The organism is Pseudorhodobacter sp. W20_MBD10_FR17 (assembly GCF_052119765.1).
Taxonomy (GTDB): domain Bacteria; phylum Pseudomonadota; class Alphaproteobacteria; order Rhodobacterales; family Rhodobacteraceae; genus Pseudorhodobacter.
The window spans coordinates 14022-34038 of record NZ_JBGQOQ010000034.1 but is presented as its reverse complement, the minus strand read 5'-3'; the positions used below and the strand labels follow the sequence as shown (position 1 = coordinate 34038).

18 protein-coding genes, 1 tRNA gene and 1 pseudogene are annotated in these 20017 nt (G+C 56.7%); 11 read left to right on the top strand and 9 right to left on the bottom strand.

What is annotated here, in order from left to right:
- Positions 1–370 (top strand): annotated as a pseudogene (locus ACEN2J_RS17455) (hypothetical protein); the annotation flags it as partial.
- On the opposite strand, the gene ACEN2J_RS17450 reads toward ACEN2J_RS17455, so the two are convergent.
- The 4 genes from ACEN2J_RS17450 to ACEN2J_RS17435 all read right to left on the bottom strand — a co-directional run bounded on the left by ACEN2J_RS17450 (position 328) and on the right by ACEN2J_RS17435 (position 2449).
- Positions 328–642 (bottom strand): hypothetical protein, encoded by a 315-nt coding sequence (locus tag ACEN2J_RS17450; RefSeq protein WP_442107528.1) that lies wholly within the window; start codon positions 640–642, stop codon positions 328–330. The pseudogene ACEN2J_RS17455 and the gene ACEN2J_RS17450 overlap by 43 nt on opposite strands.
- A gap of 81 nt (positions 643–723) precedes the next feature.
- The gene (locus ACEN2J_RS17445) at positions 724–1449 is read right to left on the bottom strand and encodes a hypothetical protein (protein WP_442107524.1); all 726 of its coding nucleotides are present in this window, start codon (positions 1447–1449) and stop codon (positions 724–726) included.
- A 162-nt stretch (positions 1450–1611) separates the two neighbouring features.
- Positions 1612–1685, bottom strand: a tRNA-Cys gene (locus ACEN2J_RS17440).
- 122 nt (positions 1686–1807) lie between these two features.
- Positions 1808–2449: a J domain-containing protein gene (locus ACEN2J_RS17435; protein WP_442107522.1), complete on the bottom strand. Its 642-nt coding sequence runs from the start codon at positions 2447–2449 to the stop codon at positions 1808–1810.
- A gap of 73 nt (positions 2450–2522) precedes the next feature.
- On the opposite strand from ACEN2J_RS17435, the gene ACEN2J_RS17430 reads away from it, so the two are divergent.
- Entirely contained in the window at positions 2523–2777 is a 255-nt protein-coding gene (locus ACEN2J_RS17430) for a BolA family protein (protein ID WP_442107520.1), read from the top strand.
- Between the two features lie 85 nt (positions 2778–2862).
- Here ACEN2J_RS17430 and ACEN2J_RS17425 read toward each other — a convergent pair whose 3' ends face one another.
- The gene (locus ACEN2J_RS17425; protein WP_442107518.1) at positions 2863–4245 is read right to left on the bottom strand and encodes a M20/M25/M40 family metallo-hydrolase; all 1383 of its coding nucleotides are present in this window, start codon (positions 4243–4245) and stop codon (positions 2863–2865) included.
- A 123-nt stretch (positions 4246–4368) separates the two neighbouring features.
- Here ACEN2J_RS17425 and ACEN2J_RS17420 point away from each other — a divergent pair, with 123 nt between their 5' ends.
- The 4 genes from ACEN2J_RS17420 to ispG all read left to right on the top strand — a co-directional run bounded on the left by ACEN2J_RS17420 (position 4369) and on the right by ispG (position 8861).
- A complete protein-coding gene (locus tag ACEN2J_RS17420; protein WP_442107516.1) occupies positions 4369–4956 on the top strand; it encodes a 5-aminolevulic acid synthase in 588 nt (195 codons plus the stop codon).
- A gap of 160 nt (positions 4957–5116) precedes the next feature.
- Complete coding sequence (gene hemA / locus ACEN2J_RS17415) at positions 5117–6340, top strand: 5-aminolevulinate synthase (RefSeq protein ID WP_442107514.1); 1224 nt, start codon at positions 5117–5119, stop codon at positions 6338–6340.
- Positions 6341–6455: 115 nt separating this feature from the next.
- The gene (locus ACEN2J_RS17410) at positions 6456–7661 is read left to right on the top strand and encodes a helix-turn-helix domain-containing protein (protein WP_442107512.1); all 1206 of its coding nucleotides are present in this window, start codon (positions 6456–6458) and stop codon (positions 7659–7661) included.
- A gap of 72 nt (positions 7662–7733) precedes the next feature.
- The gene (gene ispG / locus ACEN2J_RS17405) at positions 7734–8861 is read left to right on the top strand and encodes a flavodoxin-dependent (E)-4-hydroxy-3-methylbut-2-enyl-diphosphate synthase (protein ID WP_442107510.1); all 1128 of its coding nucleotides are present in this window, start codon (positions 7734–7736) and stop codon (positions 8859–8861) included.
- A gap of 117 nt (positions 8862–8978) precedes the next feature.
- On the opposite strand, the gene ACEN2J_RS17400 is transcribed toward ispG, so the two are convergent.
- Positions 8979–9722: a DsbA family protein gene (locus ACEN2J_RS17400; RefSeq protein ID WP_442107508.1), complete on the bottom strand. Its 744-nt coding sequence runs from the start codon at positions 9720–9722 to the stop codon at positions 8979–8981.
- A gap of 124 nt (positions 9723–9846) precedes the next feature.
- On the opposite strand from ACEN2J_RS17400, the gene ACEN2J_RS17395 reads away from it, so the two are divergent.
- From ACEN2J_RS17395 to ACEN2J_RS17375, 5 genes are all read left to right on the top strand, one after another.
- Positions 9847–10998 carry a pyridoxal phosphate-dependent aminotransferase gene (locus ACEN2J_RS17395; RefSeq protein WP_442107506.1) on the top strand — a complete coding sequence of 384 codons (1152 nt, stop codon included), beginning with the start codon at positions 9847–9849 and terminating at the stop codon, positions 10996–10998.
- 47 nt (positions 10999–11045) lie between these two features.
- A complete protein-coding gene (locus tag ACEN2J_RS17390) occupies positions 11046–12263 on the top strand; it encodes an N-acetylmuramoyl-L-alanine amidase (RefSeq protein ID WP_442107504.1) in 1218 nt (405 codons plus the stop codon).
- Between the two features lie 106 nt (positions 12264–12369).
- Positions 12370–14925: a penicillin-binding protein 1A gene (locus ACEN2J_RS17385; RefSeq protein WP_442107502.1), complete on the top strand. Its 2556-nt coding sequence runs from the start codon at positions 12370–12372 to the stop codon at positions 14923–14925.
- A 148-nt stretch (positions 14926–15073) separates the two neighbouring features.
- Positions 15074–16201 carry a peptide chain release factor 2 gene (gene prfB / locus ACEN2J_RS17380; RefSeq protein WP_442107500.1) on the top strand — a complete coding sequence of 376 codons (1128 nt, stop codon included), beginning with the start codon at positions 15074–15076 and terminating at the stop codon, positions 16199–16201.
- A gap of 109 nt (positions 16202–16310) precedes the next feature.
- Entirely contained in the window at positions 16311–17084 is a 774-nt protein-coding gene (locus ACEN2J_RS17375) for a DUF2189 domain-containing protein (protein ID WP_442107498.1), read from the top strand.
- Positions 17085–17155: 71 nt separating this feature from the next.
- Here the strand turns inward: ACEN2J_RS17375 and ACEN2J_RS17370 are convergent, their stop codons facing one another.
- The 3 genes from ACEN2J_RS17370 to ACEN2J_RS17360 all read right to left on the bottom strand — a co-directional run bounded on the left by ACEN2J_RS17370 (position 17156) and on the right by ACEN2J_RS17360 (position 20015).
- Entirely contained in the window at positions 17156–17686 is a 531-nt protein-coding gene (locus tag ACEN2J_RS17370; protein WP_442107496.1) for a bactofilin family protein, read from the bottom strand.
- Positions 17676–19016, bottom strand: a complete 1341-nt coding sequence (locus tag ACEN2J_RS17365; RefSeq protein WP_442107494.1) for a DUF5930 domain-containing protein — start codon at positions 19014–19016, stop codon at positions 17676–17678. Before ACEN2J_RS17365 ends, ACEN2J_RS17370 begins: the two co-directional genes overlap by 11 nt.
- Before the next feature lie 192 nt (positions 19017–19208).
- Positions 19209–20015: a ferritin-like domain-containing protein gene (locus ACEN2J_RS17360; protein WP_442107526.1), complete on the bottom strand. Its 807-nt coding sequence runs from the start codon at positions 20013–20015 to the stop codon at positions 19209–19211.
- Between the last annotated feature and the right edge of the window lie 2 nt (positions 20016–20017).

Here is a 20017-nt window from a genome sequence, read left to right as displayed (position 1 = left end):
GGGTCCGAGGAAAGCCTGGTCGAGCTCGTCTTGAAACGGCTGATCCTGCCCTTTATCCCGGTCATCCACTGCCCCCCCTCTCATCGCAGCAAGCAGCGATTGCCGGGCAGCGGGCAGGGCATTGCGCGGCAATGGCCCGAAAGGGGATAAAGGCGAACGCACCGACGGGACCTTGTCGCGTTCTGACTTTACCTGGGATGACGAGAATGACCGATTTATTTGTCCGGAGGGGAAGGATCTGCGGCACACCCGGCGGAATTATTCCGATCTGGACCGCATCTCGACCGAGATGAAGCCACGCAAGTATCGCGCGACAAAGGCGGACTGTCAGGCTTGCCCCATGAAGGCGCAATGTTGCCCGAACAGCGATACGCCGCGCTTCAAATCACGTGTCGCGTAGTAATGCCGCAAGCTGTATAGTGTCCGTGTTTTCCCATCCGCACCGTTCTTCAAACCCAGTTCAGCCAGCAGCGCATTAAACGCGCTGTTTAAGTTGTGAATGCTGGCAACAGTTCCTAAGCGGGTTGTGAACACATGTTCGTTGCTGCGTGCTGCAACAAGCTCGTCGAAGGTCTGATGGCTAAGTGCGAGGTTCAGCTTGCTTTGTCTGTTCAGGTAGTCCTCAACGGTGTCTCGCGCCACTGCGCTGCGCTTCCGTGTCTTCCCGTCAACGTTTAATACCAAGTAACGTTCGCCGCCGCTTTCTTGCCATTCGATATTGCGCTATTTTAGCCGAAGCGCTTCTGTTCCATGCCGTATCCCAGTATTTCCCAAAACCAACACATAGTTGCGGAGCACTTCACGGGTTGCGGCAGCTTTTTCGTTTTTTGGGCTCTTATGCCAACTGCGCAATGCCGTATAAATCTTTTTGTATTCCGCTTCCGTAAAACTACCTCGGCTTTCGCTTTTGGTGCCTTTGTTGAGCAGGGTAGGGCGCAGTGATTTTACAAGCCACCCATGCAGCTCCGCCTCATCCAAGACCCTGTTTAGCGCAGCGTTATGATTGTTGATGCCACTTTGCGAAAACGGCTTTTTGTTTTGTTCAGTGCGCCATGCATCAAAAGCTGTCAGCGCCGCCAAATCTATTTTCGCGATGTCTGTACTGCCAAAATACGGAATCATCCATCGACGTAATGCTGAGATGTAATCTCTGTAAGATTGCTTGCCTGTGCCGTTGTCTAACGAGTCTTGCATACGTTTAAGGGCATATTCTGCGACGTGTTTGAATTTGCGGGTTTGGGCGGGAATCTTGTTTTTTATGCGTGCCTGCGTTTCGTAAAGCAACTCCCACGCCCGCTCCACGGCTTCGTCTAAATTATCAGTCTTTGTGCTCTTCACAATGCGCTTGCCGTTGTCCAACGTCAGCCGCGCGTACCAATTCTCGCTACCCTGCCGCTTATCCAGCTTCAGTTTTTTGTGCACATTTATTGTTGTTATGCCGTAGCTCATCGTCGCTTGTTTTCGCTAAGTGACTGTTCCTGAAAACTATACGGCAAAACGAGACAAAATGCAGTATAAACTGCGCTCGTACTGTGGACGAGTTGTGTACAGAGTTGGGGAAACTAGATGTTGTGGTTTTTTAGGAAATAATTAGCAAAAACCACAAGATACTGGAGGCGGGTACCGGAATCGAACCGGTCTACTCGGATTTGCAATCCGGTGCATAGCCTGCCTGCCCACCCGCCTCAGTGCGGCATTGATTAGTCACGCCTGCGCGCGGCGTCAAGTCCATTTGGCAAAGTAATGGAGGCAAACGCGGAAATAACCTGCCGCGCTGCACTCACCAAGTTGCACGTGCCAATACGGCTTAACTGCGGAAAAAGCGGCTTTCTTTGATTTGCTCCCAAGCCCAGACAACCTCTTGCAGGCGCTCTTCGTCCGAGCGGTCGCCGCCGTTCATATCTGGATGAAGATCTTTCACCAAGCTTTTGTATTGCTTGCGAATTTCTGGTTTTGTCCAAGTGTCGCGCGCGTCCAAAATTTCCAATGCCTTGCGCTCGGTCGAGGGAAGCTTGCGGGTCGCGGCTGCCGGGTTAATCTTGCCGGGGTTTTGCGTGGCTTTCTCGCCCAAGATTTCCATTGCGTCATTGACGCCCAAGCGTGACCAAACATGCCCCTCATCCGAGCGTTTGTTGTATCCCTTGTCTTCGCCCCGAACCCAAACACGGTCCTTATCGGCAAAGGCGGCCAGTTCTTCCTCGGTGCTGCCCTGAAAAAAGTTCCATTTCAGGTTATATTCGCGCACGTGATCCTTACAGAACCACAAAAACTCGTCCAGATGGTCCGGGCTTTTGGGCGCGCGGTACATACCGGGTGCATCACAGCTGCCAAACTCACAGATTTTTGTAGAGGTCTCAAAGGCGCCAGACATGCCGCGCCGCCCTGTCTTGCGCTTCTTCTTATCAGAAGAAACGCGCATATCGAATTCAAATGGTGGACGTGTCGCCATGTTACTTGCCTTTCCGACTCGAAGGCGAGAGTTTAGACTATTGGCCAAGGGATTGAAGGGGGTTGACATAAATATGAGCATTTCCGGCGAGATAAAGCAGAAATTGACCACGGCCTTTGCGCCTGTTGAGCTGGTGGTAGAGAACGATAGCCACCGTCACGCTGGCCATTCGGGTGATGATGGCAGCGGTGAGACGCATTTCAGCGTTAAAATTCGTGCAGATGCTTTGGGCCCGATGAGTCGCGTCGCACGCCACCGCGCCATTCACGGAGCCTTGGGGGCCGATCTTATCGCGCGCATCCACGCTCTTGCGCTTGATGCGGGCTAATCAAGACCAGCGCCCTTATCATCTGTTCACAAATATCCCACGGGGGTCTGGGGGTGTGAAACCCCCGGCTGCTGTCTTGGGCCGTTCAGCGCGTCAGGCGGTCCAACATCCGGGCCCAAGACCGGATACCTTTGTGAAAGCTCTCCATGTCATATTTTTCATTCGGCGAGTGGATTTGGTCGTCATCCTTGCCAAAGCCGATCAGCATTGCGTCCATATCCAGATAGGTTTTGAAATAGCCCGCAATCGGGATCGACCCACCACAGCCGACATAGGCCGCCGCAACGCCCCATTCATCGGTCAGGGCCGCGCGTGAGGCCTCGAAGGCGGGGTGTTCGATGCTCATCTGGCCTGCGGGGCTGTTGCCGTGGCGTTTGAATTCGACGCTGCAATCGGCGGGCAGGGAGCCCTTTACATAGGCGCGAAAGGCCTCGCGGATGGCAAAGGGGTCTTGGGTGCCGACAAGGCGAAAGCTGATTTTGGCATGGGCCTCGGCGGGCAGAACGGTTTTAAAGCCGTCGCCGGTATAGCCGCCCCAAATGCCGTTCACCTCACAGGTCGGGCGCGACCAGATCATTTCCAGCGGTGTGCGGTCTGCCTCACCTGCGGGCACCGACAGGCCGACATCGCCAAGAAACCGCGCGTGATCAAAGGCGAGGCCTTGCCACTGCGCCCGCATTTCATCGGACAATTCTGGCACGCCATCATAAAACCCCGGCACGGTGACGCGGCCAGTATCATCATGCAGCCCTGCGATAATGCCCGTCAGCACGCGAATAGGGTTCATCGCCACACCGCCATACATGCCGGAATGTAGGTCTTTGCTGGCAGCGTGGATGGTCAGTTCTTCGCCCAACAACCCGCGCAGCATGGTCACAATGGCTGGGGTTTTCGATTCGAACAGGCCGGTATCACAAATCAGGGCAACATCGGCGCGCAGCTCATCGGCGTTTTCCTTCATAAAGGGAATCAGCGATGGCGAGCCGGATTCCTCTTCGCCCTCAAGGAAAATGGTCAGGCGGCAGGGCAGGGTGCCATGTTCGGCCTTCCACGCGCGACAGGCCTCAAGAAACGTCATCAACTGGCCTTTGTCATCTGATGCGCCACGGCCACGGATCACTTTTCCTGCAGGGGTGTCTTCGATCTGCGGATCAAAGGGGTCACGCGACCACAGGGACAGCGGGTCTACGGGTTGCACGTCATAATGGCCGTAAAACAGCAAATGCGGGCCAGCAGATTCGGGCGCGTCAAAATGCGCCACCACCATCGGATGGCCGGGCGTGGGCCGCTTGGATGCCTCAAACCCCAAGGATTCCAGATCTTTGACCAGCCAGTCGGCGGCGCGTTCACAATCGGCCTTATAGGCGGGGTCGGTGGAAATGGACGGAATGCGCAGCAGGTCCAGCAAACGTTCGGTGGCTTGCGGCAAGCCGGCGTCGATCTTGGCAAGGACAGCATCAAGCGACATGGGGTTCTCCAATTTGTGACATTGGGGGCACCCTATCATTCATTCCGCCCCTGTCCAGAGCCGCAAAAAGCAGGTAAAACAGCCGCTAAGACATAGCGCTGGACCAAGCAGGAGCGACTGAAAATGAAACCTACTCAACGCCTTTTGACCGTAACTGTGGTCTGTGCAAGCCTTGCCGGTGCTGCAATGGCCGACCCGATGTCGGGTAAGGATGCGGCCAGTCTGATGTTCTCGCCCAATGACGCCGAAGTGGATATGCAGGTGGTTGACGGCTTGCCGGCTGAGAGTGCTGCTTTGCTGGAACAGGTTGTCAAGGATTACGCATATTATGCTGCTGTGGCGATCGTTCCAGATGCCGATATTTTGAAATCCGAGGCGACAATGCTGGTCGCTAATCATCACAGCGCCGAGGCTGCCGCCGCGGCCGCCCTTGCAGGCTGCAATGCGGCCAACACAACCGCCACGCCCTGCGTTGTTGCCGCGATTGTGCGCCCCAAAAATTGGGAGCCGCGCGCCTTGCAGCTTTCGGTGGAAGGCACCCTCGCGTTGCAAAACGACTATGGCAAGCGTGGCGAACGGGCGATGGCCGCCAGCCCACAGACCGGCTTTTTAGCACTTGCACAAGGCGCAGGCGCGCAAGATGCCGCCGTTGCAGCCTGCAATAATAAGGGCGCAAGCGATTGCGCTGTTGTCGTGGCTGATGCGGAATAATCGCTAAAACTAAAAAAGGGGGCGTCAAAATGCCCTCTATCAGATATAGAGTTTGATGAATATCAAGGCGCCATCGGCGAATCCATCGCAGATTGGCCAGAATCTGCCCGGCCCGCTGCATTTGGTGGCCCGATTCGATGCAGGATGCTTGGAGACAGTTATGAACTATGATGCCGCACTCGACACTGCCCTGAATCGTTTGCACGAAGAGGGGCGCTATCGCACCTTTATCGACATTGAACGCCGCAAGGGGGCCTATCCTGCTGCCGTTTGGCGCAAAAAGGACGGGTCCGAGCAAGACATTACGGTGTGGTGCGGCAATGACTATCTGGGCATGGGGCAGCAACCGGAAGTGTTGGCCGCGATGAAAGAGGCGCTGGATGCCACGGGCGCTGGCTCGGGCGGGACGCGCAACATTTCGGGCACCACGGTTTACCATATCCGGCTAGAGGCAGAACTGGCCGATTTGCACCAAAAAGAGGCGGCCTTGGTGTTCACCTCGGCCTATAACGCCAATGATGCCACCCTGTCGACGCTGCCAAGGCTGTTTCCCGGCATGATCATCTACTCTGATGCGTTGAACCATGCGTCGATGATTGAAGGTGTGCGCCGCAACGGTGGTGCCAAGCGGATTTTCCGGCACAATGACGTGGCCCATCTGCGCGAGCTTATGGCCGCCGATGACCCGGCTGCACCTAAGCTGATCGCGTTCGAATCAATCTATTCGATGGACGGTGATTTCGGCCCGATTGAGGAAATTTGCGACCTCGCCGATGAATTTGGTGCGCTGACCTATATTGATGAGGTGCACGCCGTTGGCATGTACGGCCCACGCGGGGCAGGGATCGCCGAGCGAGACGGGTTGATGCACCGGCTTGATATCATCAACGGCACCTTGGCCAAAGCGTACGGTGTGGCAGGCGGCTATATAGCGGCCAGCGCCAAGATGTGTGATGCGGTGCGCTCTTATGCACCCGGCTTTATCTTCTCGTCTTCGATGCCGCCTGCGGTTGCGGCGGGTGCTGCGGCCTCGGTGCGGTATTTGAAAACCGCGCAGCATTTGCGTGATGCCCAGCAATTGCACGCCCGCATTCTGAAAGATCGCCTTAAATCGATTGGTTTGCCACTGATCGACCACGGTAGCCATATCGTTCCGGTGCATGTGGGCAACCCCGTGCATTGCAAGGCGCTGTCTGACATGTTGCTGGAGCGATTCGGGATTTATGTGCAGCCGATCAACTTTCCAACCGTGCCGCGCGGCACCGAACGTCTGCGCTTTACGCCGTCACCTGTTCACGATGCATCACAAATTGACACACTTGTTCGCGCTATGGACATGCTGTGGCAGCAATGTGCGCTGAATCGCGCCGAACAGTCGGCCTAAACGTTTCTGCAGGTGCATATTTGATTGCGTTGTGGTACCTTATCTACAATACGAAAGCATCGAGTCGAATTTAAACGACTTGGGCAGTGGCTTGGGGCAACACGGGGCGTAATGTATGATTGGCTGGAGGGCAGCACCTTCAACGACCGAAGACGACAAACCTAAAGGGTTTGACGATTTTGAGTTGCGTTTGGGTGATCTGATGCGCGGCGAGCGCGCAACCTTGGGCAAATCTTTGCTCGACGTTCAGCGAGAGCTGAAAGTTAAAGCCACATACGTAGCTGCGATTGAAAACTGCGATGTTACGGCCTTTGAAACCCAAGGCTTCGTTGCTGGCTATGTCCGGTCTTATGCGCGTTATCTGGGGATGGATCCTGACTGGGCCTATGCCAAGTTTTGCCGTGAGGCCAACTTTACCATGGCGCACGGAATGTCTGCTGCGGCCTCGCCCGCCCAAATTTCCAAAGCGCGCAATAAAACCCCAGATTACGGCGACCCGCTGGCCAACCCGAATGCAACCTTTGTGCCGCGTGCTGAATCCGCGTTTTCCCGGATTGAGCCGGGGGCAGTTGGCTCATTTTTGGTGTTGCTTGGTCTGATCGGTGGCCTTGGCTACGGTGGCTGGTCGGTGTTGCAAGAGGTGCAGCGCGTGCAGCTTGCACCCGTTGATCAAGCCCCCCAAGTGATTGCAGAAATTGACCCGTTGGGTAACGTGCAAGCGGCGGCGCCTTTGGTGCGTTCCGCGCCAGAAGCGCAAACATCCGCCGAGCAAATCTCAACATTGGCTGCCGATACCTCTGGGCCTGCCCGTTCCGATCGCCTTTACCGCCCGCAAGCGCTGGACATTCCCGTTCTGACCGCGCGGGATGGTCCAATCGCGTCCATCGACCCCGTTCGCGGTGATGATGCAGCAGCCCCAGAGCAGGTCGTCGCTTCGGCCGAAGTCGAGCCCGAGGTGCAAGTGGTTGCATCCGATCCAAACCGCGTAGAGCTCTTGGCTGTGCGCCCGTCTTGGGTGCGGGTATCCTCCGCTGATGGCACCGTCTTGTTCGAAAAAATCCTCGATTCTTGTGAACGTTACACCGTTCCATTGCTCGAAGATGCGCCGCTTTTGCGTACGGGCAACTCTGGCGCGGTCTATTTCACGGTGAATGGCAAGACCTTTGGTCCTTCGGCGCCCGGCGCGCAGGTGGTCAAGAATGTCGTGCTTACGGCTGATGCGGTGCAGGGGAAATACCCAACCGTTGAAACCGGGCAATCCGTTGCGGTTGCGGATGCCAACAATGCTTTGGTGCTCTGCGGGTCCAGCCCGTCTTTGTGATCTGTTCTGGCGTTGTGTTTTGGCCGTTTCCGGCCTAACTATGCCAGATAACACTCATCGGACGGGCAAAATATGACGCATAATCCAATCCGCCCTTGGCGCAATATCGAACGCCGCAAATCGCGCCAGATCATGGTTGGCAAAGTGGCCGTGGGCGGCGATGCCCCGATCTCGGTCCAGACTATGACCAACACGCTGACCACGGATATCAAGGCGACCATTGAGCAAATTCAACGCGCTGCCGCTGCTGGAGCCGATATTGTCCGTGTATCCGCCCCCGACCGGGAAAGCGCGCTGGCTCTGCGCGAAATTTGCGCCGAAAGCCCCGTGCCCATCGTCGCCGACATCCATTTCCACTACAAACGCGCGATTGAGGCTGCCGAGGCTGGCGCTGCCTGCCTGCGCATCAACCCCGGCAATATCGGCGATGCGACACGCGTGCGCGAAGTGATCAAGGCCGCCAAGGACTACGGCTGCTCTATCCGCATCGGCGTGAATGCAGGCAGCTTGGAACGCCATCTGCTTGATAAATATGGCGAACCTTGCCCCGATGCGATGGTGGAAAGCGGTCTGGACCATATCAAAATCCTGCAAGACAATGATTTCCACGAATATAAAATCAGCGTCAAAGCCTCCGATGTGTTCATGGCCGCCGCGGCCTATCAACAACTCGCCGATGTCACCGATGCCCCCATCCACCTCGGCATAACCGAGGCAGGCGGGCTGCAATCTGGTACGGTAAAATCGGCCATCGGCCTTGGCAATCTGCTCTGGTCCGGCATCGGCGATACCATCCGCGTCTCACTCTCGGCAGATCCGGTCGAAGAGGTAAAGGTCGGGTTCGAAATTCTCAAATCCCTCGGCCTACGCCACCGCGGCGTTACCATCATTTCGTGCCCCTCCTGCGCCCGCCAAGGTTTTGACGTCATCAAAACCGTCACCGAACTTGAAACCCGCCTCGCCCATATCACCACATCGATGAGCCTCAGCATCATCGGCTGCGTGGTCAATGGCCCGGGTGAGGCGTTGATGACAGATATCGGTTTCACCGGCGGTGGTGCCGGTTCTGGTATGGTTTATCTTGCCGGCAAACAAAGCCATAAACTCGGTAATGAGGCGATGGTCGATCACATCGTCGAGCAAGTCGAGAAAAAGGCAGCCCAAATTGAGGCAGCAGCCTCAGAAAATGCGCTAGATTAAAACCCCTTCAAGCAGATTAAAACCCCTTCAAGCCGCGCGCGCTTTCTGTTCGGCACAAATATCCCACAGGGGGTCCGGGGGACGTGAAGTCCCCCGGCGCTGGTCATAAAACCAGCCTCAGCCTTTGCGCTGACCATCCACAATTTGGCGCATACCGTCCAGCGGCACATAGCCGCGCACCAGCGTCTTATCGATCACAAAGGTCGGCGTGCCGTTCACGTCCAGCCGCTGCGCAAGCGCGCGGTTGGCCTCGATCACCGATGTTACTTCCGGTGCGTTCATTCGCGCCACTACTGCCGCGATATCCTTAACACCAACCTCTGCGGCAAGCGCTGCAAGGCTGGCGTCCGTTACATCGCCCTTCATGACCATCAGCGCATTATGCGCTTTCTCATAGGTCTCGGCGCCGTCCACTTGCAACACAGCCACGGCAAAGCGCGACGCAAGTTCGGATTGCGGCCCAAGAATTGGGAACTCTTTGACAACAAAGCGGATATTGCCGTCGGACTCGATCAACTCCGACACTTCCTCAAACGCCTTTTTGCAATAGCCACAGCGGTAATCCATAAACTCTACCACAGTGATATCGCCATCAGGGTTGCCGCCAACCCAGCTTGCAGGATCGTTCAAGATCTCGTCTGCGTTGGTTTCTAGCATGGCAATATCACTTGCTGCGGCATCCGAATTGCGGCGCTCTTCCAACACGCCGATCGCCTCCATCAGCACCTCGGGGTTTTCCATCAAATAGGCCCGCACTTCGGCGCGGAAATCAGTGCGCTCGGCATCTGACATGGTGCTTTGCGCAAGCACGGGGCTGGCAAGGGCCAAGGCAAGGGCTGTCGTGGCGATTAGTTTTTTCATTCAATTTCTCCATTCCCGCGGGGCAAGTGCACCGGCAGAGTTGACCTTTTCCCCCTCATGCCCGATTGCAGGGGGGTAGGGCAACCCAATTGCCCGTGACGCGGTGAAGCATAGGGGCGCAAACATGCAAGTATCAAGACGTGGGGCCGTCGATCCCTTTATTGTGATGGATGTGATGGAGGCCGCACGCGCCGCCGAGGCCGCTGGCCGCAGTATCATCCATATGGAGGTGGGTCAGCCCGGCACCGGTGCGCCACAAGGGGCGCGGGATGCGCTGGCGGCTGCGATGAACCAAGGCGCGCTTGGTTATACGGTGGCGCTTGGCTTGCCGGAATTGCGTGCAGGCATCGCGGCGCTTTATCAAAAATGGTACGGCATCACGCTTGACCCTGCGCGCGTGGTTGTGACCTCGGGGTCCTCGGCGGCGTTCCTGTTGGCCTTTACCGCGCTGTTTGATGCGGGTGATAAGGTGGGTTTGGGCGAGCCGGGCTACCCCTCATATCGTCAAATCCTCAAGGCGCTGTCGTTGGAACCTCTTGGCATTCCTGCCAGTGTCGCCAATCGCTTGCAGCCCACACCTGCCGACATGGTGGGCATTGATATGGCGGGTATGATCGTGGCCAGCCCCGGCAATCCCTCGGGCACGATGCTGGACCGCGCAGCGCTTCAGGCGCTCATGGATCATTGCGCCGCCCATAACATTACCTTCATTTCGGATGAGATTTACCACGGCTTGCATTACGCAGACCGCGCCGTTTCGGCCTTGGAAATCAGCGATGAGTGTTACGTCATCAACTCGTTTTCCAAGTATTTCAGCATGACAGGCTGGCGCGTTGGCTGGATGGTGGTGCCCGAAGGCCATGTCCGCCTGATTGAACGTTTGGCGCAAAACATGTTCATTTGCCCACCCCACGCCAGCCAGATTGCAGCACTTGCTGCTTTGGATTGCATCCCCGAGCTAGAGGCAAACCGCGCCGTTTATGCCGCCAACCGTCAGCTGATGCTGGACGGGTTGCGTACCGCCGGTTTTACCAAAATCGCCCCGCCGGATGGGGCGTTCTACATTTACGCCGATGTGTCTGACCTGACCACCAACAGCCTGCAATTTGCCGCCGAGATTCTGGACGGGGCAGGGGTCGCGGTGACACCGGGCCTTGATTTCGACCCCATTCGCGGCGCGCAGACCTTGCGGTTTTCCTATGCCCGCAGCACGGCTGAAATCACCGAAGGCCTTGCACGGCTGGCCGTCTTTATGGCCCAACATTCCAAGCCGTGAATTTACTTTTCGGCATGCAAGCCGGATAAAGAGCCAAGGGGGCACCAATGCAGGCAATCTTTACCATCCTTATGGCGCTGTACTTGGCGATTGCCGCGGCACTTGGGCCCGTGGCTGCGCAAGAGCTTTCGGCGCTGGCCCGTCTTGCACCTGAAACCTCTGAGATTCGGGATTCTGGCAACGGTGTCTCTGTCGAGCTGTCACTGTCGCAATCGGTGCCTTGGCGGGTGCGGCTGTTGGATAATCCGCCGCGTTTGGTTTTGGACGTCCGCGAAGTTGACTGGTCGCAAATTGGTGCCGTGCCGCGCAGTGGCAAGCGTGTGGTCGATCTGCGCGCAGGCGTGTTTCGCCCCGGCTGGTCGCGGCTGGTGTTGGAGCTGTCCGGCCCCTTTGCCGCGTCCTCGGCCGCGATGGAAACCACGGCGGATGGCGCAAAAATCAATCTGACCCTGTCCCCCGTTACGCCACAAGATTTTGCACTGATGGCGGCCAAGCCCGAACCCGCCGGCTGGGCCTTGCCCAAGCCCGCTGATGTGCCCAAAATCTTGCCGCGCGGGGCTGGCCCTTTGGTTGTGGTGCTGGACCCCGGCCATGGCGGCATTGATCCGGGCGCCGAAAGTGATGGTCAGCGCGAGGCGAATTTGGTGCTGACCTTTGCCCGCGAATTCAAAGAGGCGCTCCAGCGCAGCGGCAACTTTTTGGTTATCTTGACCCGCGATGATGATGTTTTCATCCCGCTTGAGGCGCGGATTTCCACGGCACGGGCCGCGGGGGCAAATGTGCTCATCTCGCTTCATGCCGATGCTTTGGCCGAGGGCGACGCCACGGGGGCCACGCTTTATACCCTTGCGGATGACGCCACGGATATGGCCGCCAAGGCCTTGGCCGAGCGGCACGACCGCGATGATTTGCTGGCTGGCGTGGATTTGACCGAACAAGACGACATGATTGCCCATGTGCTGATGGATATGGCGCGGACTGAAACTGCCCCGCGCGTGGACCGCTTGGCCGAAGATTTGAAAACGGCGATAAAGGCCGAAGGCCTGCGGATGCACCGTAAACCTATCCAATCCGGCGGGTTTTCGGTGCTGAAATCGCCCGATATTCCCTCAATTCTGATCGAATTGGGGTTTATGTCTTCGTCGCGCGATTTGGCCCATTTAACCGATCCGGCGTGGCGGGCGCAGATGATTGGCGCTTTGCTGGCCGGAATAACCCGTTGGGCCAATGACGAGGCCACGATAGCGGCGACGAAAAAGCCCTAAGATCGCGTGACCTGCGCGAAATCACGCCATCATGATGGGGACACATCTTTTGACGCCCCCTTATATGCTGTATATAGGGAGGCTTGGAAAATATGAGGAAAATGCCTTGATCAGGTTTATCGGTTCATTCTTTGGCGGCATTTTCACCTTGGTGACGATGGGCATTTTTTTTGTTGCGCTCTCTATCGGTGCGATTTTCTTTATGTATAGCCGTGACTTACCCAGCCACGAAAGCCTGGCACAATACGCGCCGCCCACGATCAGCCGGATTTATTCGGGCGAAGGCAAGATGATCGACGAATTCGCCAAGGAACGCCGTCTTTTTGTCAGCGCCGATGAAATCCCTGACCTGATTAAACATGCCTTTATCAGCGCCGAAGATAAAAACTTTTACACCCACCACGGCTATGATGCGCGCGGTATTGCAGCCGCCGCGATTGAGGCGATCAAATCACGCGGCGAGAACGTGCGCGGGGCCTCGACGATCACCCAGCAGGTGATGAAGAACTTTCTTTTGGGCGGCGAGCGTAAGGCCGAGCGCAAGATCAAAGAGATCATTCTTGCCACGCGGATTGAAGAAACCCTTAGCAAAGAAAAGATCCTTGAGCTTTACTTGAATGAGATTTTCTTAGGCCAAAACTCTTATGGTGTGGCCGCCGCAGCCCAGACCTATTTCAATAAATCCCTGAGCCAGCTTGCCCCGCATGAGGCTGCAATGCTGGCTTCAATGCCGCAAGCGCCCGGCAAATACCACCCCGTCACCGAGAAAAAGCGCGTGACCGAACGGCGCAACTATGTGCTGCGCGAGATGTGGCAAAACGGCTATATTGATGAGGCGACCTATCTGTCTGAGAAGGAATTGCCGCTGAAATCGGTGCAAAACGGCGACTTTCCGGCGTTTCGCGATTCTTTGCCGCCGCGCGACTATTTCACCGATGAAATCCGCCGTCAGCTTTCGGGCACCTTTGGCGAGGATGAATTTTTCTCGGGCGGTCTGACCATTCGCGCGACGGTAGACCCAGAACTGCAAACCGAAGCTGCCAAAGCGCTGCAAGAAGGGCTTGAAACCTTTGATCGCAGCCAAGGCATCTGGGTTGGAACGCGTAAAACGATTGAGCCTGCGCAGTTGACCTCTGAGGCAAGCTGGCGTGAGGCTTTGGCCGCTGTCGATATTGCCCGTGACATCGACGGGTGGAAGCCTGCCGTGGTGCTAGAGGTTGGCAAATCCTCGGCCCGCATCGGGATCGAAGGCGTGGCCGAAGACGCCGATGGCCATTTCATTCCGCCCGAAGATGTCACTTGGGCTCGCAAGCGCCAAGCCGATGGTCGATTGGGCAAAAAGGCGCAAGTGGCTGGCGATCTGGTCTCGGTCGGGGATGTGGTCTTTGTGCGTGCGATGACCAAAGACAGCGACGGCAGCTTTATCCGATGGACCCTGCGCCAAGTGCCCGAGGTTGAAGGGGCGTTCATGGCGATGGACGTCGACTCGGGCCGCGTTTTGGCCATGCAGGGCGGGTTTTCCTATCAGCATTCGGTATTCAACCGTGCAACCCAAGCGCAGCGTCAGCCCGGCTCTAGCTTTAAACCCTTTGTTTATGCGGCGGCGCTTGATAGCGGCTTTACCCCTGCCACCATCGTTGTCGACGCCCCGATCGAGGTTGAGACCCCGCAAGGTATTTGGCGGCCGCGCAACTCTTCCAACAAGTTCTATGGCCCGACGCCTGTGCGCACGGGGATTGAGCAATCGCGAAACCTGATGACCATTCGTATCGCCGAGGAAATCGGGATGGATGTGGTTGCAGGCTATGCCGAACGCTTTGGCGTATATGATAAAATGGGGCAGTTTCTGGCGAACGCGCTAGGGTCGCAGGAAACCACATTGTTCAAAATGGTGGCGGCCTATGCGATGTTTGGCAATGGCGGCGAACGGGTGGAACCTACGCTTGTTGACCGTGTCCAAGACCGCTATGGCAAAACCATTTATCGCCATGACCAGCGCCAATGCGACGACTGCCAGCTGGCTGCACTTAGCCCGGATGAGCTGCCCAAAATTAATTCCAGCCGCGAGCGGGTGATGGATGCGATTACCGCCTATCAGCTGACCTCGATGATGGAAGGTGTTGTCTTGCGCGGCACAGCCAAGGGCATCAACCTGCCAGTGCCAATCGCAGGCAAAACCGGCACCACGAATGATGCCAAAGACGTTTGGTTCATCGGCTTTTCGTCGAACATCGTGGCCGGTTGCTATATCGGCTATGACAACCCGCGCAGCATGGGCAAGGCCTATGGCGGCACCGTCTGTGGCCCTGTGTTTGAACGCTTTATGCGCAAGGCCGTGGCCAAATATGGCGGCACCAGCTTTAAGGTGCCACCGGGCGGCTATTTCATGAAAATCGACCGCTTTACCGGCGCGCCTTTGTCCGAAGATGCAACTGGCGATAACGTTATTTCGGAATATTTCCGCGAAGGCGAAGACCCGATCAATAGCTTTGGTGTGATGGTTGACGGTGGCTTTGGCATGGGCGCCAATTTGCCGTTGTTTGCGCCCGGCGAAACCGAAGACGGGCCTGTGGGCAGCACTGTGACCACCGCAAGTGGCAAAACCAAAGTGCTGCCGAGCAAGGCCGATTATGGAACGCTCAGTTCGGGCGGGTTGTACTAAACGCCTTATCTCTCTGTCATTGGGCCGCTATATGAGAGGGGGCCCAATGACATAAATCTGCGCGCTCTTGCCCAGACAGGGCCAAAGCGCTATCACCCAGCCAAATCCAAGGCTTCGCCTAGACCTTAAGACTTCAAGGAAACAGCCCATGCGCGCCGAAACCCAATCCAATGTGGAAACGATCCGTAAATCGCTTGCCTTGCTTGGTCAGCGGATGGATCTTGAAACCGCGCCACACCGGCTGGAAGAATTCAACGCCATGATCGAGAATCCCGATCTGTGGAATGACCCCGCCAAGGCGCAAAAGCTGATGCGCGAACGTCAATCGGTTTTGGACCAGTTGTCTACCTATAACCTGATCGACACCGGCCTGCGTGATAACGTCGAGTTGATTGAGATGGGCGAGGCCGAGGGTGACGCCGAGATCGTGACCGAGGCGGAAACCGCGCTAAAGGACCTGTTGGAACTGGCCCGCGGCAAAGAGCTTGAGGCCTTGCTGAACGGCGAAGCCGATGGCAACGACACCTTCCTTGAGGTGAACGCAGGTGCAGGCGGCACCGAAAGCTGTGACTGGGCATCGATGCTGGCGCGGATGTATGTGCGTTGGGCCGAGAAAAAAGGCTATAAGGTTGAGCTGCAATCCATGTCGGACGGCGAAGAGGCTGGCATCAAATCGGCCGCCTACAAGATTTCTGGCCCCAATGCTTACGGTTGGCTGAAGTCGGAATCGGGCGTCCACCGTCTTGTCCGCATCAGCCCCTATGACAGCGCTGCGCGGCGGCATACCTCGTTTTCGTCGGTTTGGGTTTACCCTGTGGTTGATGATAATATCGAAATTGAAATCCCGGACAAAGACATCCGCATTGATACCTATCGGTCGTCCGGCGCGGGCGGGCAGCACGTTAACACCACGGACTCGGCGGTGCGGATCACCCACTTGCCGACCAATATCGTTGTGACCTCATCGATGAAATCGCAGCACCAAAACCGCGAAATCGCGATGAACGCCCTGCGCTCGCGGCTCTATCAAATGGAGCTGGATAAGCGCAACGCTGCCATCAACGCCGCCCATGAAAGCAAGGGCGATGCCGGCTGGGGCAACCAGATCCGGTCCTATGTGTTGCAGCCCTATCAGATGGTCAAAGACCTGCGTACCGGCGTTGAAACCTCGGATAGTCAAGGCGTTCTGGACGGTGATTTGGATAAGTTCATGGCTGCGACCTTGGCGATGGACGTTTCGGGCAAATCGCGGGCCGAGGCAAACGCCGACGATTGAGGCGTTTAGCCTAAAGCGCCTAAAGCCTTTAAATCGTTAAATTTAAAATACATCTTTGTAACCCTGTCCCCAATGGTTAGGCTCTGCCCAATCACAAGGGGAGAGGTGAATGTCGCATCACGTAGAGCAAGCCGCAAAACGGCCAGAAGTTCTTATTCTAGAGCTAGGGGACCTGAAGGCCGCCCTTGGTGCAGGGTGGCAAGATTTTCGCGCCGCCCCGCATTATGGCCTGTTCTTTGCATCGGTCTATGTCGCTGGCGGCTGGCTTATCCTTTATGCGTTGACCGCGACCGGCCAAATCTGGTGGAGCTTACCCGCCGCCGCCGGTTTCCCGATCCTTGGGCCCTTTATCGCCTGCGGGCTGTATGAGGTCAGTCGCCGGTTGGAAAAGGCCGAGCCGTTAAGTTGGGCCGCCGTGCTGGGTGTGATCGCGCGGCAAAAAGACCGCCAAATCCCGTCAATCGCCGCCGTGGTGGTGGTGTTTTTTCTGTTCTGGAATTTCTTGGCGCATATGATTTTTGCGCTGTTTATGGGCCTGCAAGCCATGACCAATATCAGCAGCTCATTTGATGTGTTTCTAACGCTGAACGGGTTAACCATGCTGCTGATTGGCACGATTGTCGGGGCGATATTCTCGGGGGTGCTGTTTTCGCTTACGGTGGTCAGCCTGCCGCTGCTTTTGGACCGTGAAATCGACTTTGTCACCGCGATGATTACGTCGGTTTCCGTGGTGCTAACCAACCCCAAAATTATGCTGATTTGGGGGCTGTTTATTGCGGTCTCATTGTTTGTCGGAATTGCGCTTGGGTTTTTGGGCCTGTTTATCGTTCTGCCATTGCTCGGGCATGCGACCTGGCACCTGTATCGCCGCGCACTGGGTTAAACAATTGCGGGCTTAAACGAAAACGGGCACCCCGCAAGGGTGCCCGTTTTAACCATTCCAGAGCCACCGTATCAGCTGTTGCTGCTTGGCTTAGGTGCCGCTGCTTGGCTTGGCGCAGGTGTCGGAGATGCAGCCGCTGGTGCTGCTGTTGCCGCGCGGCCAGTGGCCAACGGGTCATCCTGACGCTGAACCGAACCTTCAAAATGCGCACCCGATTCGATAGCGATGGTCTTGTGGATGATGTCACCCTCAACCCGCGCGGTCGATGTCAGGCGGACCTTTAGCCCGCGAACGCGGCCGATAACACGGCCATTAACAACGATATCATCGGCAACAATTTCACCGCGAATCGTTGCGGTTTCACCAACCGTCAACAAATGCGCGCGAATATCGCCCTCAACAGTGCCTTCAACCTGAATGTCACCTGTGGTGCGCAGGTTGCCTGTGATCGTAAGGTCCGACGAAAGAACCGAAGCCGCTGGCTTGGTCTTTGGCGCGGAAGAGGTAAAGTCCATAGAACTCCTCGCGGTAGGCTCTGATGGCCGGGGTTTCTCTGCTTCGGCTTTTGGGCCGGGTTCATTTATTTTGCTTTTAGAAAACATCTGTCGCTGCCTTGATAAAGGTCATCGGGTTAACAGGTTTGCCCCCGATCCGAACCTCGTAGTGAAGATGAGTGCCGGTAGACCGGCCTGAGTTCCCCATATCACCGATACGCTCTCCGCGCGAGACCCTTTGTCCCACTTTCACGCGGATATTTGATTGGTGGGCATAACGAGTCTCAATTCCGAAGTCGTGTTTGATTGTGACCATGCGACCATAACCGTTCGTCCAGCCTGCAGTGGTCACGATACCGTCAGCTGTGGCATAAATCGGGCTACCATAGGCGCCGGCAAAATCGGTGCCGGCATGCATCCGCGTCCCTGCGCCTTTGGGATCACGGCGATAGCCAAAGCCCGAGGTAAAGCGGAAGGCGGTTTTGATCGGAATGGCAAATGGCGCTTTGGCGGCGGCCAAACGGTAAAGGTTCATCTCATCAAGGCTTTGCAAGATCGCATTGGCCCTTATTTCGTCATTGCTCAGCTTTTCACCTTTGGTTGACAGCGAGAAGGGCGACAACGGCCCTCCTTGGCCAGAATAACCGCGCCGCACCGATTTCAGCAAATCATCCGGTGACATCCCTGCCGAACGGAACATCTTATCCAGCGGCCCCATGGAAATGGTCATCGCTTCTTCTAGCTTGGCAAAAATCACGTCATTCTTGGCTTCCAATGCGCGTTTTTGGGTGGCCATCGCATCGGTCTCTTCTTTGGCGGCCATTGCTGCAATGGCCATGCTGTCACGCTGCTCTGATGTACCATTCAACGCTTGTGACAAAATCTCAACCGTTTGGGCGGCATCATGCGCGCGGCCTTCGCCGGTGCGGATCGATCCGGTTTCGGCCTGCAAAGACGCGGTTAGTTTTTCTTTTTCACCGCGCGCCTCATCGCGTTCCTTGATGGTGCGGCGCAGAGTGTTTTGGATGACTTCGATGCCGGTTTCCATCTCGCGGCGGCCATCTTCGGATGACAAAAGCCGCCCTTGCATGTCGCTTACTTCTTTCAGGGCAAGGTTGAAACGCTCTTGCGCCCGCGCGGCCTCTTCGGCCCGCAAGTCACGGTCGGCCGAGAGTGCGTTCAGCCGGGCCTCGTACAGGGCCTGTTGGCGTTGGGCTTGATCGCGCCCCGATCCTGCCGAAATCGATTCCATCAAAAGGATGGAGGTCGCAAGAATCGTCCACCCCAAAAACAAGGCAGCCCCTGTGACCGCCACCGCCTGCGTGACAGGTTGCAGCCGGATAAAGCGCGTATCGGAATCGGATTTCAAAAACAGCCGCTGTTCAGGGAAGTAATGCCCCACAAACCCGTTAATCCGATAAGATAGTCGCTTCAGCACTGAACAAATTCCGGTCTTGTTTCCTCATGGGATGCAGCGCTGTAGAGACACCCAAAGCCCACACATCTGGGCATGGATACAAAGCCAAGGCTAATGGCGCAAGATTTTTGACCACCTCAGGCAAAGCCAAGCGGAAAAACCAGCAAAACCGGCAGAATGTCGCCGATAAATCCCTTGGCCGCGCAAGTCGTCCTAACCTGCATCAGCGTCATGCGCCTCGGTCAGAGGCCAATAGAAATCGGGGGGGATGCCCGCGTCTGCGCGCTTTTCCTCATTGAAGGGTGGTTTTAGCAGCCCGTGGAAATAGCGCCGCACAAGGCTGTGAAAGGCATCTTTGGGGTCCAACCCGTCGCGCCCACACAGCCAGTTGAACCATTTTGAGCCGTAAGCGACATGGCTTACCTCTTCGGCATAAATGGTTTTCAGCGCTGCAATCGGTGCGGCCTCACCCGCCTTTTCAAACACCTCGATCATGCCCGGCGTCACATCAAGGCCGCGCGCCTCCAGCACCATCGGGACCACGGCCAAGCGGCCAAACAGATCGTTGGCGGTGTCTTCGGCGGCGCGCCACATGCCTTCGTGGGCGGGCAGGGCGCCGTAATGGCTGCCCAACCCTTCAAGGCAATCGCACATCAGGTTGAAGTGCTTGGCCTCATCATCGGCGGCACGGACCCAATCGTCATAAAACCCCAGCGGCATCGACACATCGGTAAATCGCGCGATGATATCCCAATGCAGATCAACGGCGTTCAGCTCAATATGGGCCACGGCATGCAGCAATGCGATGCGGCCTGTGGGCGATCCGGGTCTGCGCCGTGGCATATCGCGTGGCGATAGCAATTCCGGCGTATCGGGGCGGGCAGGGCGCATCGGTGGGGCCGCAACCCCGATGGGCAAAGGCGTTCCCGCCTCGCGTGCGCCCAGCCATGTTGCCGCATGTTGCCGTCCAAGTGCGGTTTTGCGGCGGCCATCGGCGGTGGTCAAAACCTCAACCGCCATCT